Consider the following 15,504-nt stretch of genomic DNA (forward strand, 5'->3'; position numbering starts at 1 on the left):
ACTTTCAGACACATGACAGCACAACTACTGCGGTCTGGACATTTATTAAAAGGAAAAGCAGTTTTATGAAGCTTTTAAGGTGTTTAATTTTATTATTTGCTTTGTTTTCAGTCGTGGCATCAGCAAAGCAACCTGTTAATTTTGCGAACGTAGACTTCGAAGCATTACTCAAGCAGCACAACTTGCCCGGGCTAAGTGTTGCGGTAGTGGAGAATTACGAAGTGGCATTTATCGGCTCGTATGGGAAAAAGGAATATGGTACTGGAGAGAACATAAATCAGTATACCGCTTTTGGCGCAGCTTCTATTTCAAAAGTGATAACTGCCATCATTGCAACTCAATTATCGGAACAAAACAGACTGAATTTAGATGTGCCTGTAAACAATTACCTGCGGAGGTGGAAACTTCCTGAAAACAAATATACAACCCAACAACCCGTGACGTTGCGCCACTTGCTCAGTCATAGCGGTGGGGTAAATCAAAGCGGATATTCTGCTTATTTTACGGGAGATGACATACCTACTCTGGTTGAAAGTTTAAACGGTAAAAAGTTAAAGAAGCCTGAGGACCCTATTACTGTTCAATCCTCTCCTGGAAGCCGCTTTAGTTATAGCGGAGGCGGTTTTGTTATTGCGCAGATGGTTATTGAGGATGTGGTAGGGCAACCCATAGCTCAGATAGCGCAGAATATGCTTTTTGAACCAATTGGAATGACCAATAGCACCTTGCTGCAATACGGTAGTCCAAATTTCCCAAAGAATGTAGCAAAAGCGCACAATTTTGACGGTACACTTGCCGGTGGGACTGGGCTTCCTATCTATCCGCAAGTGGCTGCTGCGGGGATGTGGACTACTCCGACAGATATGGCAAAACTGATAATTGATTTTCAACGTGCTTTACGAGATGAGTCTGGAACAGTAATTTCACCAAGAGTTGCAAGAGAAACAACTAAAATTCAGACACTAAAAAAGGCGGGTGGATGGGGATTAGGTTGGATGAGGTATATGGCTGACGGAAACCTCGAGTGGTTTTCTCATTCAGGCTACGGAGCGGGGTTTGGTGGACAAGTGATGGCGACGATGGAGAGAGGGCAAGCAATTATCATTTTTGGCAACGGAGCACACAAAAGCCGTATCCCTGTTATTGATGCCGTAATTAGTTCCATAATTAGCGAGCGCAACTGGGGACGAGAAATCAATGGCTCTAAAATTGCGTCAAATAAATCTCAGCATTTGGATATGGTGGGGCATTATTACAATATCAACAGAGGCTTTTTTTCACCGTTTAATGAAATAGTTACCGTCTTTGTAAAAAATGGAAGGTTACTTTTAGATAACTCATTTGGCACTAGGATGCCATACGAACTCCTACCAACAGAGAATGGCCGTTATCGAATAGATCAGTTTGTTAGTGCCGAGATTGGCTTATACAAAGGCAATCTCGCATTTTTTCACAAAGATGCTGACAAACCTGCAACTGCGCTCACACGCATAACCAAGGACACCCAACCTCCTTTTGTGCATGCTAGGAACAGTGGATATAAAGGAGGCTTAAATGCGTATAAAAGCTGGGCCGCAGCATACCCGAATACGCTATTAACGCGAGCAGCGACGTTTGAAAGGCTTGCTACTCATGCCCGAGGTGAAGGGCGAAAACAAGAAGCGATAACGTTTTATCAGTTAGGTTTACACTTCCACCCTGATAACGAGACTTTCCAAGCAGGGCTGAGCGCACTGAAAGTGAACAAACAACACTGACACCCGCTGTTATCTACACTCACCATGGTTATGGCAGTTTCGACTTAGCATTGTACAAGATTGTTTATTATTCGTATCAAAAGCGCTTCTAAAACAAGGTAGCTGTTTGTGTTTGCTCATTTCTCGATACTAAAACTAGTGTATCGCGCACGGCAACGGGGGAACACTGTGCCCCAGGCTATTAATGCGGTAATGATGTCTGCGTGAGCTTGTTCAAATTGAATCTTAAACTAGTTACGTGTTGTGTTAAAAAATATTTAAACTTGTTTTGTTTTATTTAAATTTGTTATGTGTTAGGTTTGCAATGCCTTAAATTTCAAGGGCTTTTAAATTTAATAAATGTATAAAGGACTAATATACAATGAAAGTATTAAACAAAGTTTTGGGTGCAACCGTTTTAGCGCTAGGTGTATCTACTGGGTCGGCTTCTGCTGCTGAAGTAAAAATCACAGAAGTAGATTATGGTAGTGTGATCATCCAAACTGCTGATGTTGTGTTAAACCACAGCCAAGCAGGCACTTTCTCTATGAATGTGAGCGAAAACCATTTAACGGTAAATGCTCAAGACTCTAATGGACGTAAGTTCCGCTGCGTAATGAATGGCACTTCAAGCTACAGCGATCCTGCTACTCTTGAAAGAGTAACGAACATCGCAGCGACTATCTCAGAAGGTGATAGAGTACAAATTGAGGTGCAAAAAAATGTATTACCTCAAGTTTGTCATGTTAAAAAAATGCTAAACTTCTAAGCTTTGCTATTTCGCAATGGAAAGTGTGCGCACCTTCCATTGCTTTAAGTACTTCTATATTAGCTATCTTGACTACACAGTGATAAAAGCTTTGGCAAAGTCATGACGGCTATATCTTATTAAACCACTGAATTATACAATGACCCCACTAAAAGTTGATTCAAGTAGGTAGGCAATAAATAAGTATCCTCTCGATCCTTTCAATTTTTTGATGATTCTCACTTTAATTACCATATAGGCGATAAAGGGATTATATCTACCGCTTTTGCCAACCATCCTTGATACAGTGTAAATACCTGTTTGGTGTAAGCTTGCTGATGATGAAAATCGAATGCGGCTTGATCGATAAAGCGCTCAACTAAGGTAAGCTGGGTGCGGTTTTCATTTTCATAAAGTTCAAAGCGTAAACATCCTACTTCTGCTCGAGTGGCTGGCAAGATCTCTTGGATGGCGTTAATACAATCTTGATAGTGCTCGGTTTTAGGTGTGATATGGGCGATAAAGTTGACGTTATTGTGGCTGTTGGCCATGGTATTTCTCCATAATGCGTTTAGTAACGGCGGTAACTGGGGCTGATAAAACATAGGCGGCGGTAAAAGAAGCTGGCCAAGCATTAGCAAAGGCATGCGCCCATCGCGTGGTGAAGTCTGCCACTAATCCCAAATTGATGTACGTGACCCATCCAGACACCATAAACGACAGGCACAATGACAGCAGTAATGTAAAAATGAGTTTTTGCATGTTTCCTCCTTTGGCTGTTGGTATGATTGTAGGGAATTGCCAGCCGATCAGAATGGCAAAAATGGAAAGCTAAGATTGCGGAGATAACTATGCTAGATGACTTACGACTCTTTGTTGAGGTAAGCCGCCGAGGAAGTTTTGCCAAGGCGGCAGAAGACCTTGGCATAGGCGCGCCGACCTTATCTAAGCGGATGTTAGCGCTGGAAGACAAACTCGGTTATCCGCTCTTACTGCGTAGCGCCAGAGGACTTACATTAACAAATCATGGTCAGGCGGTGGTGGATAAAATGGCGGAGTCTTTGCTCGCCTTGCAAGCGCAAAGTGAGGCGCTATCAACACTAGAAGCGTCCACTTTCCATCTGTTATGTCCGCAAAACTTAATGATTGGTCCTTTGTATAATGCGCTGCAATCGTTTCAGGCCCAGCATCCTGAGATCCAGTTGCATGTGGAGCCTGCCAATAGCGTGGCCTTACTCAGCCAAAAGCGGTTTGATTTAACCGTGCGAGTTGGGGAGCTGGATGATTCAAGCGTCTATCAAAAGCGGCTGGGGCAAATTGCGGTAAGAGCGGTGGTAGCCAAGGAGATTGCGACTACAAAAACCTTGTTTTTGCCCTTTAAAGCATCGCAACTGCCTGCAACCGATGCGTGGCGAGCACTACTGGCGCAGTTTAGCCACGTCTCTTATGTGGGTGATATTACCTTAGTGCGTAAATTGGTAAGCTCGGCTAACGGTGCGGGCGTATTGCCGATGACAGAAATTGCAGCGTTGGCAGCGCAATCTCAAACCGCATTTAGCTATATCGGTGACTGCCAATTTATTCGCAGCATCTACGCACTTTGGCCAAATCAACGAACTCCACCGACTCATACCAGAGATTTTATTGAGTTACTGCAAATGCGGTGTCAGGAGCTTGATTATCTGCAAGGGGCAGTGATAGCTCTGTAATGAACACCGCACAATCGCATTTTATCCTAAGCTCAGATTTCGCTCAAAATGCACAATATCGACATCAGGCTTTAGCTTATAGAGCTGTGCTAAACGTCCGCCTGACTTGACCTTTTCATCCAGTGCTTCAAACATGTTTGAGGCTTCAATTCGTCTTACCAAGCTCTTGCGCTGAATGGGTTTGGCGATAATGGCTTCAATGGCGGTTTTGAGTTGTCCAATGGTAAATTGATCAGGCAAACAATAAACCGGGATCATGGAATATAACGCCTTTTGCTGCAGCCTTGCCTTGGCCTTTTCAATAATGTGTTTATGATCAAAAGCCACGGCGAGATCTGGGATCTCGCTAAGATCCACCCATCTCACATCATCTACCGAGTCAATTTGCGTTGCCACTTGCTGAGGTGAAATCAAGGCGTAATAAACCAAGGTAACACTAAAGCCTCGCGGATCACGATTGATCCCAGAAAAGGCCTGAAGTTGTTCAAGGTATTGTGGGGCGACACTGGTTTTCTCTTTGATCTTACGCAGCGCGCTCATATCCGTGTTGTCATCCAGTTCAACATCAACAAACCCTCCAGGTAATCCCCAGCGGCCTTTAAAGGGAGCGTTAGCGCGTTTCACCAGCAGCACTTTTAAGCTGTCCTGCAAAATTGTAAATAACACGCTGTCTACCGTGAACAGTGGGTTTTGGTATTGGGTTAAATCGTAATCAGGGCTCATGATATTTTTAGTTTGTGTCTTTTGGACACAATAAACAATTGTAGCCAGTATGGCAAATATACTGAATATCCCTATGTTAAAAATAAACATTAAATGTCCTTTAGACATAAAGTTGTTGATTGATCAAAAAATGTTTGATACCTTATTTGTGTCTTAGGGACATTATTAAGGAAAGGTTATGAAAGTCACGAGTTATGAATTCTCTGGAAACAAAAAAGATGTTCAATATGAAGCATTTACCTTCTCAGGTGGGGAAGAGCATATTCGTTTCAAAGCATTTGATTTCCGTGATTGCGAAAAAGTTCAAATCACAGCCAGAGTGACCAATTCTTCTCATATCATGCGTTTACTGATGGCGGTGGATGCATTGAAGCGACTTTGTTTGGCGCGGACGCCAATAGAATTAGTGTTACCCTATTTCCCCTACGCGCGCCAAGACAGAGTATGCGTAACGGGTGAGGCGCTAGGTGCAAAAGTGATGGCGTCACTTATCAATCAACTGGCGCTAGACAAAGTCACCGTGTGGGATGCACATAGCGACGTCGTACCTGCACTCCTTGAGCGAGTGGAGAATGTTGAACAAACGACATTGATATCGCAGTGTCCGGCTTTACAGCAACAGTTGCAGTGCGGTGCACTCAGTTTAGTTTCACCAGACGCTGGAGCGAGTAAGAAAACACTGAAAATTGCGCAGCATTTTGGTGGTGAAGTTGAGGTGATCCAAGCACAAAAAGTACGTAACCTTAAAACGGGGGAGATTGTACAAACGCAGGTACTTGGTGAGGTAAAGGGTAAAGATTTACTAATCGTTGATGATATTTGCGATGGTGGTAGAACCTTCACTGAGCTTGCTAAGGTACTAAAAGCACAAGGCGCTAACTCAATTGCGCTTTACGTAACACACGGTATTTTCTCTCAAGGATTAGGCGTTTTTAGTGGACTGATCGATACCGTTTACACGACTAATTCGTGCCGTGATACAGGCGACTTAGCCGAGCACCACGATGTGCAACTCAACATGATTGAATTATAAGGAACATTGCCATGACAATTACCGCAGCAAGTATGCAAAAAGACGTTTATAAAGAATTTCACAGCCGCGCTTATCACCCCGAAGTAACAGAGGTTTATGCAAACTTTACCTCGCGCAGCGGCAAGTTAAGCAATGTTGCACATAACGATAAAGTGGCTTTTGTGGGGCTGCAGTATTTTATCAAAAGTTACTTACAAGAAGAGTGGCAAGACTTTTTTGCAGCAGACAAGCACACCGCTGTGGCAAATCATAGACGGATCATGACAGCAATGTTGGGCTATCCTGTAGACGTGGGTTATCTCGAGGCGCTACACGACTTAGGCTATTTACCGCTGAGGATTAAAGCGCTGCCAGAAGGGACTTTAGTGCCGTATCAGGTGCCGCCCATCACTGTGGTCAATACTAAGCCTGGATTTGAATGGCTAACCAATATGATTGAGACGGTATTAAGCTGCGAAAACTGGCCAATCCAAACGAGCGCTACCACCTCAGTTGCATATTTAAAAGTGTTCCGAGAATTTGCTCAAAAAACCGGTTTACCTCAGGAGATCGTGCCGTTTCAGGGTCATGATTTTAGTTTTCGCGGCATGTTTGGTAAGCACGCTGCGGCTATGAGTGGTTTCGGTCACCTTGCGTCTGGTCTTGTAGGGACGGATACCATCCCAGCAGTACTATTTGCTGAAAAGTACTATGGCGCGGATGTCGACAAAGAGCTGGTTGGCTGCTCAGTAGATGCAACCGAGCACTCTGTAACCTGTTCTTGGATCCAAGAAGGTGAAATCGAGTTTTTCCAATATTTGATGCGTGAGCAGTCACCGACTGGGATCCTCAGTGTGGTCTCTGATACTTGGGATTTTTGGAAGCTAGTCACTGAGTATTTGCCAGAATTAAAAGCAGAGATCATGGCGCGTGATGGCACTGTGGTGATCCGTCCAGACTCCGGAGATCCGGTGAAAATCCTGACTGGGTATTGTGTCTCACCAGTATCAGAATATAGCGAGTTGGTTGACTCTCAGCAGCAAGCGCAAGAAATGGCAATGACAGATGGCTTTGAAGCGTATCGTTGGCAGGGGAATTACTATTCAGTCGATCCACACTCAACGCAGCTGCAAGAGTGTGAAGTAAAAGGACTGATTGAATGTCTCTGGGACACCTTTGGTGGCACTATGACTGATAAAGGCTTTAAATTGCTAGATGAGCATATTGGCGCAATATATGGTGATGCAATTACCCTTGAACGTCAGCGTCAAATTCTACAGCGACTGATGGACAAAGGATTTGCGTCCAAAGTGGTGCTAGGCATTGGCTCATACAGCTACCAATATGTCACCCGCGATACCCATGGCTCTGCGGTAAAAGCAACTAGTGTGGTTAAAAATAACCAGCGTGTGGCAATTTTTAAAGAGCCAAAAACCGACAGCAAAAAGCGCTCAGCAAAGGGACTGCTGAAAGTAGAACGCGTAAACGGTGAGTTGATCTGCAAGGACAATGTCACCGAGGAAGAAGAAAAGCAAGGCTTGTTAGAAGTGGTGTTTGAAGATGGAAAATTACTAAAGGAAACCACTTTGAGTGAGATCAGAGCTTTGATCAGCGCGCAAATTAGTTAGATTCCATTGTTGTTCTCAATTATTTTTTGGTCGCGATAGGTTCCAGCCATCGCGACTTTTGTGCTTCACAATTGTACAGCTAATAATTACAATCAGTACAAAAAGCGCCTCCCTATGTCTGACCGATATACAGTTTTATATGTAGAAGATGACCCAAGCAGTGCCGAGATCTTACGTTTATATCTGGCACAAGCGGATATGCAGGTTGTCCATTTCGATAACGCCCCAGATGCCCATAGGGCGCTGCAAAATCTAACATTTCAACTCGCTATTTTAGATGTCATGCTACCTGGCGGTGATGGTCGTGAGCTACTCAAAGACGCCGTTGCGCGCAACATTCCTACCATTATGGTGACCGCCAAAGTGTCTGAAACCGATCGTCTTGAAGGATTTGAGCTTGGTGCGGACGATTATGTATGTAAGCCTTACAGCCCACGAGAAGTGATCTCACGAGCAAAGGCACTATGTAAGCGTAGCTATCGAGGTCAGCAGAGTGCTGCTTTGTTGTTTGATGGCTTAAGTATCAACCTTGAGAGCAAATCCGTAACGGTAACACAGCAAACACCAGCGTTAACGGCTGTGGAGTTCGAGTTATTACTGACCATGGCCAAGCAACCGCAACAAGTATTTAGTCGGGCGCAATTAATTGAACAAGTATGGGGAAGTGATGCGCCTATTACGGATCGGGCAGTCGATACTCACTTGGCTAACTTGCGTAAAAAACTAGGTGACAGTAAGGCTGAGCCCAAGTTTATCGCCACTCGTTACGGGCAAGGCTATCAATTTATCGCGCGTAAGGTGTCTTCATGAAGCTAAAAACCAAATTTACCTTACTCGTGGCGCTTTGTACCTTTGCGCTACTCGGGAGCTTCTATCAACTATCTAAAAACTCAGCCGAGCGCACCTTTTTAGCATTTAATAAGCAAAGTGCGGTAACGTTTGGTGATTCATTGCTTGATGATGACTTAGTGGAAGAAGCATTGGCTGGCAAAACCTTTGCGAGCCCAGACGCGACGTTAACGTTTTTAGCATCAACCTTTCCTGAGCAGCTGTTTATCTGGCGAGATGCTAACTCAACAGCGGATGTAAAGATCCTCAACCCCGAGCTCACCATAGACTACGAGCAGGTCGAATCCGGTCATCAATTTGCTATCCATCATCCCGGTGTCGCGGCGTTTGTGGTGCAATTTAATGAGGCGCAATATGCGTTATCACCACATGGTGAGTTGTTTTGGTTACCTGAGGTATTGCTAGATAGGTCGTTTGAAAAGGAAGCGCTGCAGCAAGCTATGCTGGACGATTTTATGCTTACTTTGGTCATCTTATCGATTATTGCAGCATTACTGGCTTGGTTGGGGTCATGGTACTTTTTGTCGCCACTTAAACAGCTCAAACGTAGCTTTAAGGCGATAGAATCGGGCGAGTTAGACACCCGCTTAGCGCTAAAACGCCATGATGAAGTGGGTGAAATCATTAGTAGCTTCAATAATCTTGCTGCTTGGCTACAAGGTTTGCATCAGCAGTATAAACAAATGAATTCCGACTTATCTCATGAGCTTAGAACACCACTTAACGGCATTCGTTCGCGCTTGGAGGCGATGGAAGACGGTATAGTCCCGATGGATAAGGCTCAGTTAGCGGTGATAACCCAAGACCTTCACAACGTTAACCGTATTATCGACGACTTGTGTTTATTATCATTAACCGAGTCAAAGCAGCTGACTTTGTCACCTGCACAGGTGAATGTCTCTGAGTTGATGACTTCGCTTTTGGTGCGTTATCAAGCGCAAGCAGAGGAGCAAGGTGTGGCGTTAACAGCGGATATTCAAGCGGGCGTAACGGTGACACTCGATGCTGGAAGAGTCAGACAGATAGTGGTGAATCTACTCGATAATGCGTTTAAATACGGCGCTGATGGCGGCATTGTGATGCTACATCTACATTATCAGGACAATGAACTGGTTATCACGGTCACTGACCGCGGGCAGGGTATGTCTCCTACTCAATTAACACAAGTATTTGAACGTTTTTACCGAGTGCAGGCATCACGCCATGATACATCCAGTTTGGGGCTCGGCTTACCAATTTGCCGTCAACTTGCTGAACTGATGGGCGCGACATTGACCGCGACCAGTACTGAAAATCAAGGCGCTAGCTTTTCACTTCGGTTTTCTCGACTAACTTGATAATTGCTTGACAATTGCTCGGCATAGTTAGCTCAACAACGACATCAACAGTTTGAGAGCAAGATTATGAGAGCAATTATTTTATCAGCATTGGCATTTACCACCGTTGGCTGTGGGAACACCGCGTCTACCGCGCCACAATCGCTCACTTTACCGATGAAGTACACCGAGAAAGGTCATGCCTATGCGATGGCAACGCTTAACTATACGGTTACCCATCCTATGATTTTAGACAGCGCTGCGAATGTTGGTATTTTACCGGTTAATCTGAAAGCAGCACTTGCCTTGCCAGAAGATAAGCTAAGCAAAATGGACGTGCAAGGCGCAAGTGGCAGCTCTGAGCTAGTATTGGCAACGATAGACCACACCAGCGTCGGCCACTTAGCAGCAGAGTCGCTTCCTTATGTATTTAAAGATATGACCCGCTTAGATGTGGAAGGCGTCTTGCCTGGAATTTTGGGGCATGGATATATGTCGCAATATTGTAATGTGTTTGATTTTAAAAATAATGAGCTGAGTTTGTATCAAGGGGCTTGCCCAAGTAGCGTGACACAGGGATTGGAGAGTGAAAGTTTTAAAATAGATAACAATTTTATCAAGCTGACAGCAAGCTTTAATGGCGTAGAAGTAGACGCCGTGCTTGATACCGGCGCTCCAACCAATTACATCAACTCACACTTGGCCAATAAACTAACATTAACGCTGGGCGAAGAAGATATCAGCCGCGGGTTAAACGACCAAGCAACTAAAAAGGTGGCCATAGGATCACTGCGCTTTAGCTTAGGAGGCAAGGAAATCATCAATACCGAAAGCCACTTATCGGATATGCCAGTGTTTGAGGTGCTTGGGTATAAAGACGAGCCGTTTATCCTGCTGGGTTTAAGTAACTTTAACGATGATAAGCTCATTATCGACTACGCTGAGAACAAAATTTACTTTTGATCCCAACGCTGCTGGCTTGACGCTCGACCAGTCAGTAGCTAATTAAATTTCATATTAATTTAGACAGTTATTGTGTTTACTATAGCGAATAGTTATTTGAATGATCATTCAAGTAAGGTTAGTCTAGCAGCCAATGAGTAGTTACCCTGAGGTTAGTTAGAGCTCAGGTTATACCAATACAAAATGCACCAAGAGGAGCAACTGATGACTGACTTTACAATCCATACTGTAGAAACTGCACCACAAAAAGGTAAACCATTACTTGAGAAATCCCAGCAAGCGTTTGGACGTATTCCGAATCTTCATGGTGTGATGGCGGAATCACCAGAGCATCTGCATGGCTATCAAGTGTTACATGAGGCTTTTTTAAATAGCTCGTTTAATAACGATGAAAAAACCGTGGTGTGGCAAGCGATTAATGTAGAACATGAATGTCACTACTGTGTGCCGGCTCACTCTGCCATCGCAAAATCAATGAAAGTAAGTGATGAATTGGTCAAAGCGCTGCGTGAGCAAGCACCACTTGGCGATGAGAAACTAGAAGTGCTGCGTGCCACTACACTTGAAATGCTGCGCGAGCGTGGCAAGTTGAGCGATGCACAAACGAAAGCGTTTTTTGCCGCAGGTTATACTAAACAAAATCTGCTGGAAATTATCTTAGCGTTAAGTCAAAAAGTGATGAGTAACTACGTGAATCATATCGCGCATACTCCGCTGGATGATGCTTTTAAAGCGTTTAGCTGATCAGTAGAGAGGCATTTAGCCTCTCTACTAGGTATTTACTCGCTTTCCAAACCGCCAAGCTGTGAGCCTATCTGAGTGCTCATTCCCACTAATATTTTGTTATAAATGTGGCTGTTTTACATCCACGGGGATGACCGAAGGACGTGTAAAAATATAGCTGAGTACGGCTGCCTCAGTTATCGCAACGGACCACACTACCCAAACAGGCGCGCTACTGAAACTCAAAGCCAGTAAACCAACACTCATACCAACCGCAGCGCCAATCTTGCCTTTTATGGGGATCACCTGATGTTGCCGCCATGCAACCAGACTCGGGCCAAATTTGGGGTGGGTGAGCAGCCAATTTTCTAGCTTGGGAGATGAACGGGTAAAGCAAGCAAGAGCGAGAATAAAAAAGATGGTGGTAGGCATAACAGGCAGTGCCATGCCGATAAAGCCAAGACCAACAAAGACGATGCCAGCAACATGAAGCCAAAAACAACGATTGAATAAGGGGATTTTTTTACGCATAGGCATCCTCATATTTCGGGAGTGCTGAACTGACAGCGCATCACGATGACCTGAACCAACATTGTTAACCAGAAGCCAATTATTAAAAGCATATCACAGCGGCTGAAATTCGCGAATTTTCAACTAAGCTAAAGCAAAGAGATTATCAGTCGGACGTTAGTGTTTAAAATAGCGAATCTGATCTCAGGTTAAATACAAGGAAGTAGTGCGACTGAAACGTTGAGGGGCAAAGTATGCAAGTAAATTTAGAACGTCTTAAGTCTACCTTATTTGCGCTCGCGGAGTTCGGCTATAACCATGAAGATAAGGGAATTTATCGCCAAGGTTTTAGCAATGAGGATTTTGCAGCGCGTAAATGGCTGATGGAATGCGCACAAAGCGAAGGATTTGTGAGTCGTATGGATGGCGCTGGCAATGTGATTATTGAAATGACCAGCCCGGATATTGCAGCAAAACCCGCGGTGATCATCGGCTCTCATCTTGATAGCGTACCGGCAGGAGGTATGTTTGATGGAACCTTGGGCGTCATTGCGGGGTTTGAGTGTATTCGTATTTTAAAAGAGCACAATGTGCAATTAGATAGGCCGATTTGGGTCATCGGTACCAGCGAAGAAGAAGGGCGCTTTGGTGGCATGATCGGGGCGCAAGCGCTCACTGGAAAATTAACGCCTCACCAATTGCTCACAAGTCATGATGCGGATGGCTGTATGCTTAGCGATGCCATGCGTGCGCAAGGGTTAGACCCTATGGATGCACTGAATGCAAGACTGGAACCTGAGCAAATAAATAGTTTTTTTGAATTACATATAGAGCAAGGGCCCGTGCTTGATCAAAAAGGCATTCAGATTGGCGTGGTGGAAGGGATTTCAGGGGTATTTAAATGGATGGTGAAATTAATTGGGAAAGCCGACCACGCAGGCACAGCCCCCATGGAGATGCGTAGCGACGCCTTTATGGGGCTGGCTGATTTTGCTTACCAGTTAGATCGCATTATTGCAGAGGACGGTACGGATACCACGAGGATCACCGTCGGTAAGGCGGAATTAAAGCCGGGTTTTGCACATACGATTGCTGGAGAGGTGGATTTCACCATCGTTGCGCGTGATATGGACGAAACGGTGATGGAGAACCTTGAAATTGCCTGTCGAAAAGCGCTTTCAGCCATCGCTCGGAAACACCATTTAATGTTTGAATACGAGCAGGTGAGTTGGTTGTCTCCAATGAAGTGCACACCTGAGATGGTTGAATTTATTAGTCAACAGGCAGAGGCCTTGTCGCTGAATTATCAAATCATGCCAAGTGGTGCTGGTCACGATAGCCAATTTTTTTCAGAAGTGTGTCCCACGGGGCTGATATTTATTCCATCACTCAATGGCGTTAGCCATGCGCCAGACGAATGGAGTCATTGGCATGATGTTGAAGCAGGGAGTAATTTGCTGCTGCAATGTGTTCAAAAAAGAGCAATAGAAACAAAAGAATAAATGTAAATTGAGGAACAAGCTGGGTGGCGTTTTACTAGACAAATTTGATCCTTGGGCTAGTCTTTGTTACTACTAGAATAATGTGGATAGCAAAACTTGCGGCGAATTCGGACTTGGATAACCGCAGTTAGGGATTATGAGGATGTGGATCGCCCGAGTAGTAACCTTAGTCTTACTTGCTGCGAGCTTTAATGGGCTTGCCGCCTCGCTGAGGGTGAGCGATGAGGTCGTGACTGCTGGGTTTATTACGCTACACATTGAGCGCACAGGTCCACCTCTACAGCAATCAACACAGCTATCTATTCAACATCTTTCAGAACCTTACTCCCTCTCCCTTTCGCTTCAGCCGACTCAACAAGCGGTAACCATTAGTGGCTTGGCTGATGGTGATTATCTCGCTACCTTAGGTGGGCTCTCAGCTAACTCGGCACAAACGTCGGTCTCATTTACAGTCAAACATCATCAGTTAACGCTGGCGCTTGCACTGTTTGTATTGGGCTTGTGCTTATTTGTGCTGCTTGTAGGAATGATTGTGGTGGGTAATAAGCAAATGCACGATAAGGAAAGCGTATGATAAATGCTTCATTGGCGCTCGGTCTCGCCCTGGCGTTTGCTTTGCTATGGGTATTTTTTGGCTGGTGGATTGGCAGGCGCGTACAGTCACATAATGAATTTGCGCTGGCCGGTAGAAATGTTGGGTTGGCCTTTGCTTGCGCCACTGCGATGGCAACTTGGGTCACCAGTAACACCACTTTAGTTGCGCCACAGCTCACTTATCAGTTTGGTATTTGGGGCATGATTGGCTACGCCTGTGCCGCATTCGGATTGCTGCTATTTGCGCCGCTTAGCCAACGCATCAAAACTTTACTGCCCCACGGCTACACCAGTGGCGACTTTATGCGGTTGCGGTTTGGGCGTTTCTCTTGGTGGGTCTTTTTGCTGATCTCTTTCGTGTATGCCATGAGTTGGCTCGTTAGCTTAGGCATGGCCGGTGGCATTTTGCTACACACCCTAAGTGGCTTAGATTATCACCTTGGTATGTCTATTATTCTGCTGATGTGTGTGGTCTACACGCTGTTTGGCGGTCTAAAAGCGGTGATCGCCACGGACTTTCTACAGGCCATTATTATTTTGGCAGGTGTCGTCGGAATTGCCATTGTCGTGGCGATGAATGTTGGGCTTGAACCAATTCATCAAAAACTCAGTAGTGACCATCCTAAACTACTCGACCTGCTTTTTCCTGCTGCTGTGATGTTTTTGTTCAACAATATCTTTTTTGGTTTAGGAGAGATTTTTCACAGCAACGTATGGTGGTCAAGGGCGTTTGCATTTAAAGGTGGAGTGGGCAAAAAGGCGTATTTTATCGCAGGTCTACTGTGGCTACCGATCCCCATCGTGACAGGGTTTATTGCGCTGGCAGCGCCGAGTTTAGGCTTGTATCCCGCTAGCGCCGATATGGTGGGACCCTTGGTTGCAAGCCAAGTGCTCGGCTATACCGGCTCGATCATTCTGTTCATTGTGGTGTTCTCAGCGCTGGCATCGAGTTTGGACTCCTTGCTCGCCGCAACGTCAGATCTCATCAATCAAGATATTTACCTGCAATACATCAAACCAAAGGCGAGCGATAGTGAACGCTTAAAAAGTGCTAAGTGGATTATTGTCATCCTCGGCGTCGTGACTTGGCTCTTATGTTTACCAAAAATCGCCACGCTGGGTGCCTTGTTGAACTTCGCTGGCGCTTTTGTCGCCAGCACCATTTGGCCTATCATATTTGGTTTGTACTTTGCGCGAATGACGGGAAATAGCGCTGGCTGGGCTATGTTGCTTGGTACGGTATCAGGTTTGATTGGGTATTTTTATATTGGTTTTTATGTCGCTGCATTAGTTTCTTGTGCGGTGTCGTTATTAATTTGTGTGATTGCTTGGCGTTTTAGTCAGCAATCATTCCATTGGCAAGCGTTGGGCACGCAAAGCAAAGTGGAGGATGTATGATCTCATTGGGCGCATTTTCTAGTTTAATTTGGCTGGCCATAGTGCTCAGTTGTTTATGTCCTGTTGTCCTTGTCGTTATGTTCCTTATTGATT

Annotated in this window: 16 protein-coding genes; 12 read left to right on the forward strand and 4 right to left on the reverse strand. The window is 45.0% G+C overall.

Annotated elements, in window-relative coordinates; translation table 11 throughout:
- Positions 1–65 precede the first annotated feature (65 nt).
- Together A587_RS24535 and A587_RS0115120 are read left to right on the forward strand one after the other, a co-directional pair.
- Positions 66–1,757: a serine hydrolase domain-containing protein gene (locus A587_RS24535; RefSeq protein ID WP_017218269.1), complete on the forward strand. Its 1,692-nt coding sequence runs from the start codon at positions 66–68 to the stop codon at positions 1,755–1,757.
- Positions 1,758–2,118: 361 nt separating this feature from the next.
- Positions 2,119–2,505 carry a hypothetical protein gene (locus tag A587_RS0115120; RefSeq protein WP_017218270.1) on the forward strand — a complete coding sequence of 129 codons (387 nt, stop codon included), beginning with the start codon at positions 2,119–2,121 and terminating at the stop codon, positions 2,503–2,505.
- Between the two features lie 227 nt (positions 2,506–2,732).
- Here A587_RS0115120 and A587_RS0115125 read toward each other — a convergent pair whose 3' ends face one another.
- Positions 2,733–3,035, reverse strand: coding sequence for a putative quinol monooxygenase (locus A587_RS0115125; RefSeq protein WP_017218271.1), 303 nt, complete (start codon positions 3,033–3,035; stop codon positions 2,733–2,735).
- Positions 3,016–3,246 (reverse strand): DUF2798 domain-containing protein, encoded by a 231-nt coding sequence (locus tag A587_RS0115130; RefSeq protein ID WP_017218272.1) that lies wholly within the window; start codon positions 3,244–3,246, stop codon positions 3,016–3,018. Before A587_RS0115130 ends, A587_RS0115125 begins: the two co-directional genes overlap by 20 nt.
- A gap of 89 nt (positions 3,247–3,335) precedes the next feature.
- Between A587_RS0115130 and A587_RS0115135 the strand changes: the two genes are divergently transcribed.
- Positions 3,336–4,193, forward strand: a complete 858-nt coding sequence (locus tag A587_RS0115135; protein WP_017218273.1) for a LysR family transcriptional regulator — start codon at positions 3,336–3,338, stop codon at positions 4,191–4,193.
- Between the two features lie 21 nt (positions 4,194–4,214).
- Here A587_RS0115135 and A587_RS0115140 read toward each other — a convergent pair whose 3' ends face one another.
- Positions 4,215–5,006 carry an NUDIX hydrolase gene (locus tag A587_RS0115140; RefSeq protein WP_017218274.1) on the reverse strand — a complete coding sequence of 264 codons (792 nt, stop codon included), beginning with the start codon at positions 5,004–5,006 and terminating at the stop codon, positions 4,215–4,217.
- Positions 5,007–5,094: 88 nt separating this feature from the next.
- On the opposite strand from A587_RS0115140, the gene prs reads away from it, so the two are divergent.
- From prs to A587_RS0115170, 6 genes are all read left to right on the forward strand, one after another.
- A complete protein-coding gene (prs, locus tag A587_RS0115145; RefSeq protein ID WP_017218275.1) occupies positions 5,095–5,949 on the forward strand; it encodes a ribose-phosphate diphosphokinase in 855 nt (284 codons plus the stop codon).
- 11 nt (positions 5,950–5,960) lie between these two features.
- Complete coding sequence (locus A587_RS0115150) at positions 5,961–7,556, forward strand: nicotinate phosphoribosyltransferase (protein ID WP_017218276.1); 1,596 nt, start codon at positions 5,961–5,963, stop codon at positions 7,554–7,556.
- 114 nt (positions 7,557–7,670) lie between these two features.
- Positions 7,671–8,366 (forward strand): response regulator transcription factor, encoded by a 696-nt coding sequence (locus tag A587_RS0115155; protein WP_017218277.1) that lies wholly within the window; start codon positions 7,671–7,673, stop codon positions 8,364–8,366.
- Entirely contained in the window at positions 8,363–9,742 is a 1,380-nt protein-coding gene (locus A587_RS0115160; protein ID WP_017218278.1) for a sensor histidine kinase, read from the forward strand. Before A587_RS0115155 ends, A587_RS0115160 begins: the two co-directional genes overlap by 4 nt.
- A gap of 66 nt (positions 9,743–9,808) precedes the next feature.
- A complete protein-coding gene (locus tag A587_RS0115165; RefSeq protein WP_017218279.1) occupies positions 9,809–10,684 on the forward strand; it encodes a retropepsin-like aspartic protease in 876 nt (291 codons plus the stop codon).
- A gap of 204 nt (positions 10,685–10,888) precedes the next feature.
- Positions 10,889–11,428: a carboxymuconolactone decarboxylase family protein gene (locus tag A587_RS0115170; RefSeq protein WP_010376566.1), complete on the forward strand. Its 540-nt coding sequence runs from the start codon at positions 10,889–10,891 to the stop codon at positions 11,426–11,428.
- Between the two features lie 99 nt (positions 11,429–11,527).
- Here A587_RS0115170 and A587_RS0115175 read toward each other — a convergent pair whose 3' ends face one another.
- Positions 11,528–11,938 carry a YbaN family protein gene (locus A587_RS0115175; RefSeq protein ID WP_017218280.1) on the reverse strand — a complete coding sequence of 137 codons (411 nt, stop codon included), beginning with the start codon at positions 11,936–11,938 and terminating at the stop codon, positions 11,528–11,530.
- A gap of 233 nt (positions 11,939–12,171) precedes the next feature.
- Between A587_RS0115175 and A587_RS0115180 the strand changes: the two genes are divergently transcribed.
- The 3 genes from A587_RS0115180 to A587_RS0115190 all read left to right on the forward strand — a co-directional run bounded on the left by A587_RS0115180 (position 12,172) and on the right by A587_RS0115190 (position 15,411).
- Positions 12,172–13,419 (forward strand): Zn-dependent hydrolase, encoded by a 1,248-nt coding sequence (locus A587_RS0115180; RefSeq protein ID WP_017218281.1) that lies wholly within the window; start codon positions 12,172–12,174, stop codon positions 13,417–13,419.
- A 142-nt stretch (positions 13,420–13,561) separates the two neighbouring features.
- The gene (locus tag A587_RS0115185) at positions 13,562–13,993 is read left to right on the forward strand and encodes a hypothetical protein (protein WP_017218282.1); all 432 of its coding nucleotides are present in this window, start codon (positions 13,562–13,564) and stop codon (positions 13,991–13,993) included.
- Positions 13,990–15,411: a sodium:solute symporter family protein gene (locus A587_RS0115190; RefSeq protein ID WP_017218283.1), complete on the forward strand. Its 1,422-nt coding sequence runs from the start codon at positions 13,990–13,992 to the stop codon at positions 15,409–15,411. The genes A587_RS0115185 and A587_RS0115190 overlap by 4 nt, the downstream gene beginning before the upstream one ends.
- The last annotated feature ends 93 nt before the right edge of the window (positions 15,412–15,504 follow it).

The sequence above is a fragment of the Pseudoalteromonas sp. NJ631 genome (genome assembly GCF_000276645.1).
GTDB classification, from domain to species: domain Bacteria; phylum Pseudomonadota; class Gammaproteobacteria; order Enterobacterales; family Alteromonadaceae; genus Pseudoalteromonas; species Pseudoalteromonas piscicida.

Coding starts and splice junctions, on each gene's coding strand:
- prs (WP_017218275.1), top strand. CDS start 5,095: ATGAAAGTCACGAGTTATGAATTCTCTGGAAACAAAAAAGATGTTCAA.
- A587_RS0115120 (WP_017218270.1), top strand. CDS start 2,119: ATGAAAGTATTAAACAAAGTTTTGGGTGCAACCGTTTTAGCGCTAGGT.
- A587_RS0115130 (WP_017218272.1), bottom strand. CDS start 3,246: ATGCAAAAACTCATTTTTACATTACTGCTGTCATTGTGCCTGTCGTTT.
- A587_RS0115175 (WP_017218280.1), bottom strand. CDS start 11,938: ATGCGTAAAAAAATCCCCTTATTCAATCGTTGTTTTTGGCTTCATGTT.
- A587_RS0115140 (WP_017218274.1), bottom strand. CDS start 5,006: ATGTTTATTTTTAACATAGGGATATTCAGTATATTTGCCATACTGGCT.
- A587_RS0115190 (WP_017218283.1), top strand. CDS start 13,990: ATGATAAATGCTTCATTGGCGCTCGGTCTCGCCCTGGCGTTTGCTTTG.
- A587_RS0115165 (WP_017218279.1), top strand. CDS start 9,809: ATGAGAGCAATTATTTTATCAGCATTGGCATTTACCACCGTTGGCTGT.
- A587_RS0115125 (WP_017218271.1), bottom strand. CDS start 3,035: ATGGCCAACAGCCACAATAACGTCAACTTTATCGCCCATATCACACCT.
- A587_RS0115155 (WP_017218277.1), top strand. CDS start 7,671: ATGTCTGACCGATATACAGTTTTATATGTAGAAGATGACCCAAGCAGT.
- A587_RS0115170 (WP_010376566.1), top strand. CDS start 10,889: ATGACTGACTTTACAATCCATACTGTAGAAACTGCACCACAAAAAGGT.
- A587_RS0115180 (WP_017218281.1), top strand. CDS start 12,172: ATGCAAGTAAATTTAGAACGTCTTAAGTCTACCTTATTTGCGCTCGCG.
- A587_RS0115185 (WP_017218282.1), top strand. CDS start 13,562: ATGTGGATCGCCCGAGTAGTAACCTTAGTCTTACTTGCTGCGAGCTTT.
- A587_RS0115160 (WP_017218278.1), top strand. CDS start 8,363: ATGAAGCTAAAAACCAAATTTACCTTACTCGTGGCGCTTTGTACCTTT.
- A587_RS0115135 (WP_017218273.1), top strand. CDS start 3,336: ATGCTAGATGACTTACGACTCTTTGTTGAGGTAAGCCGCCGAGGAAGT.
- A587_RS24535 (WP_017218269.1), top strand. CDS start 66: ATGAAGCTTTTAAGGTGTTTAATTTTATTATTTGCTTTGTTTTCAGTC.
- A587_RS0115150 (WP_017218276.1), top strand. CDS start 5,961: ATGACAATTACCGCAGCAAGTATGCAAAAAGACGTTTATAAAGAATTT.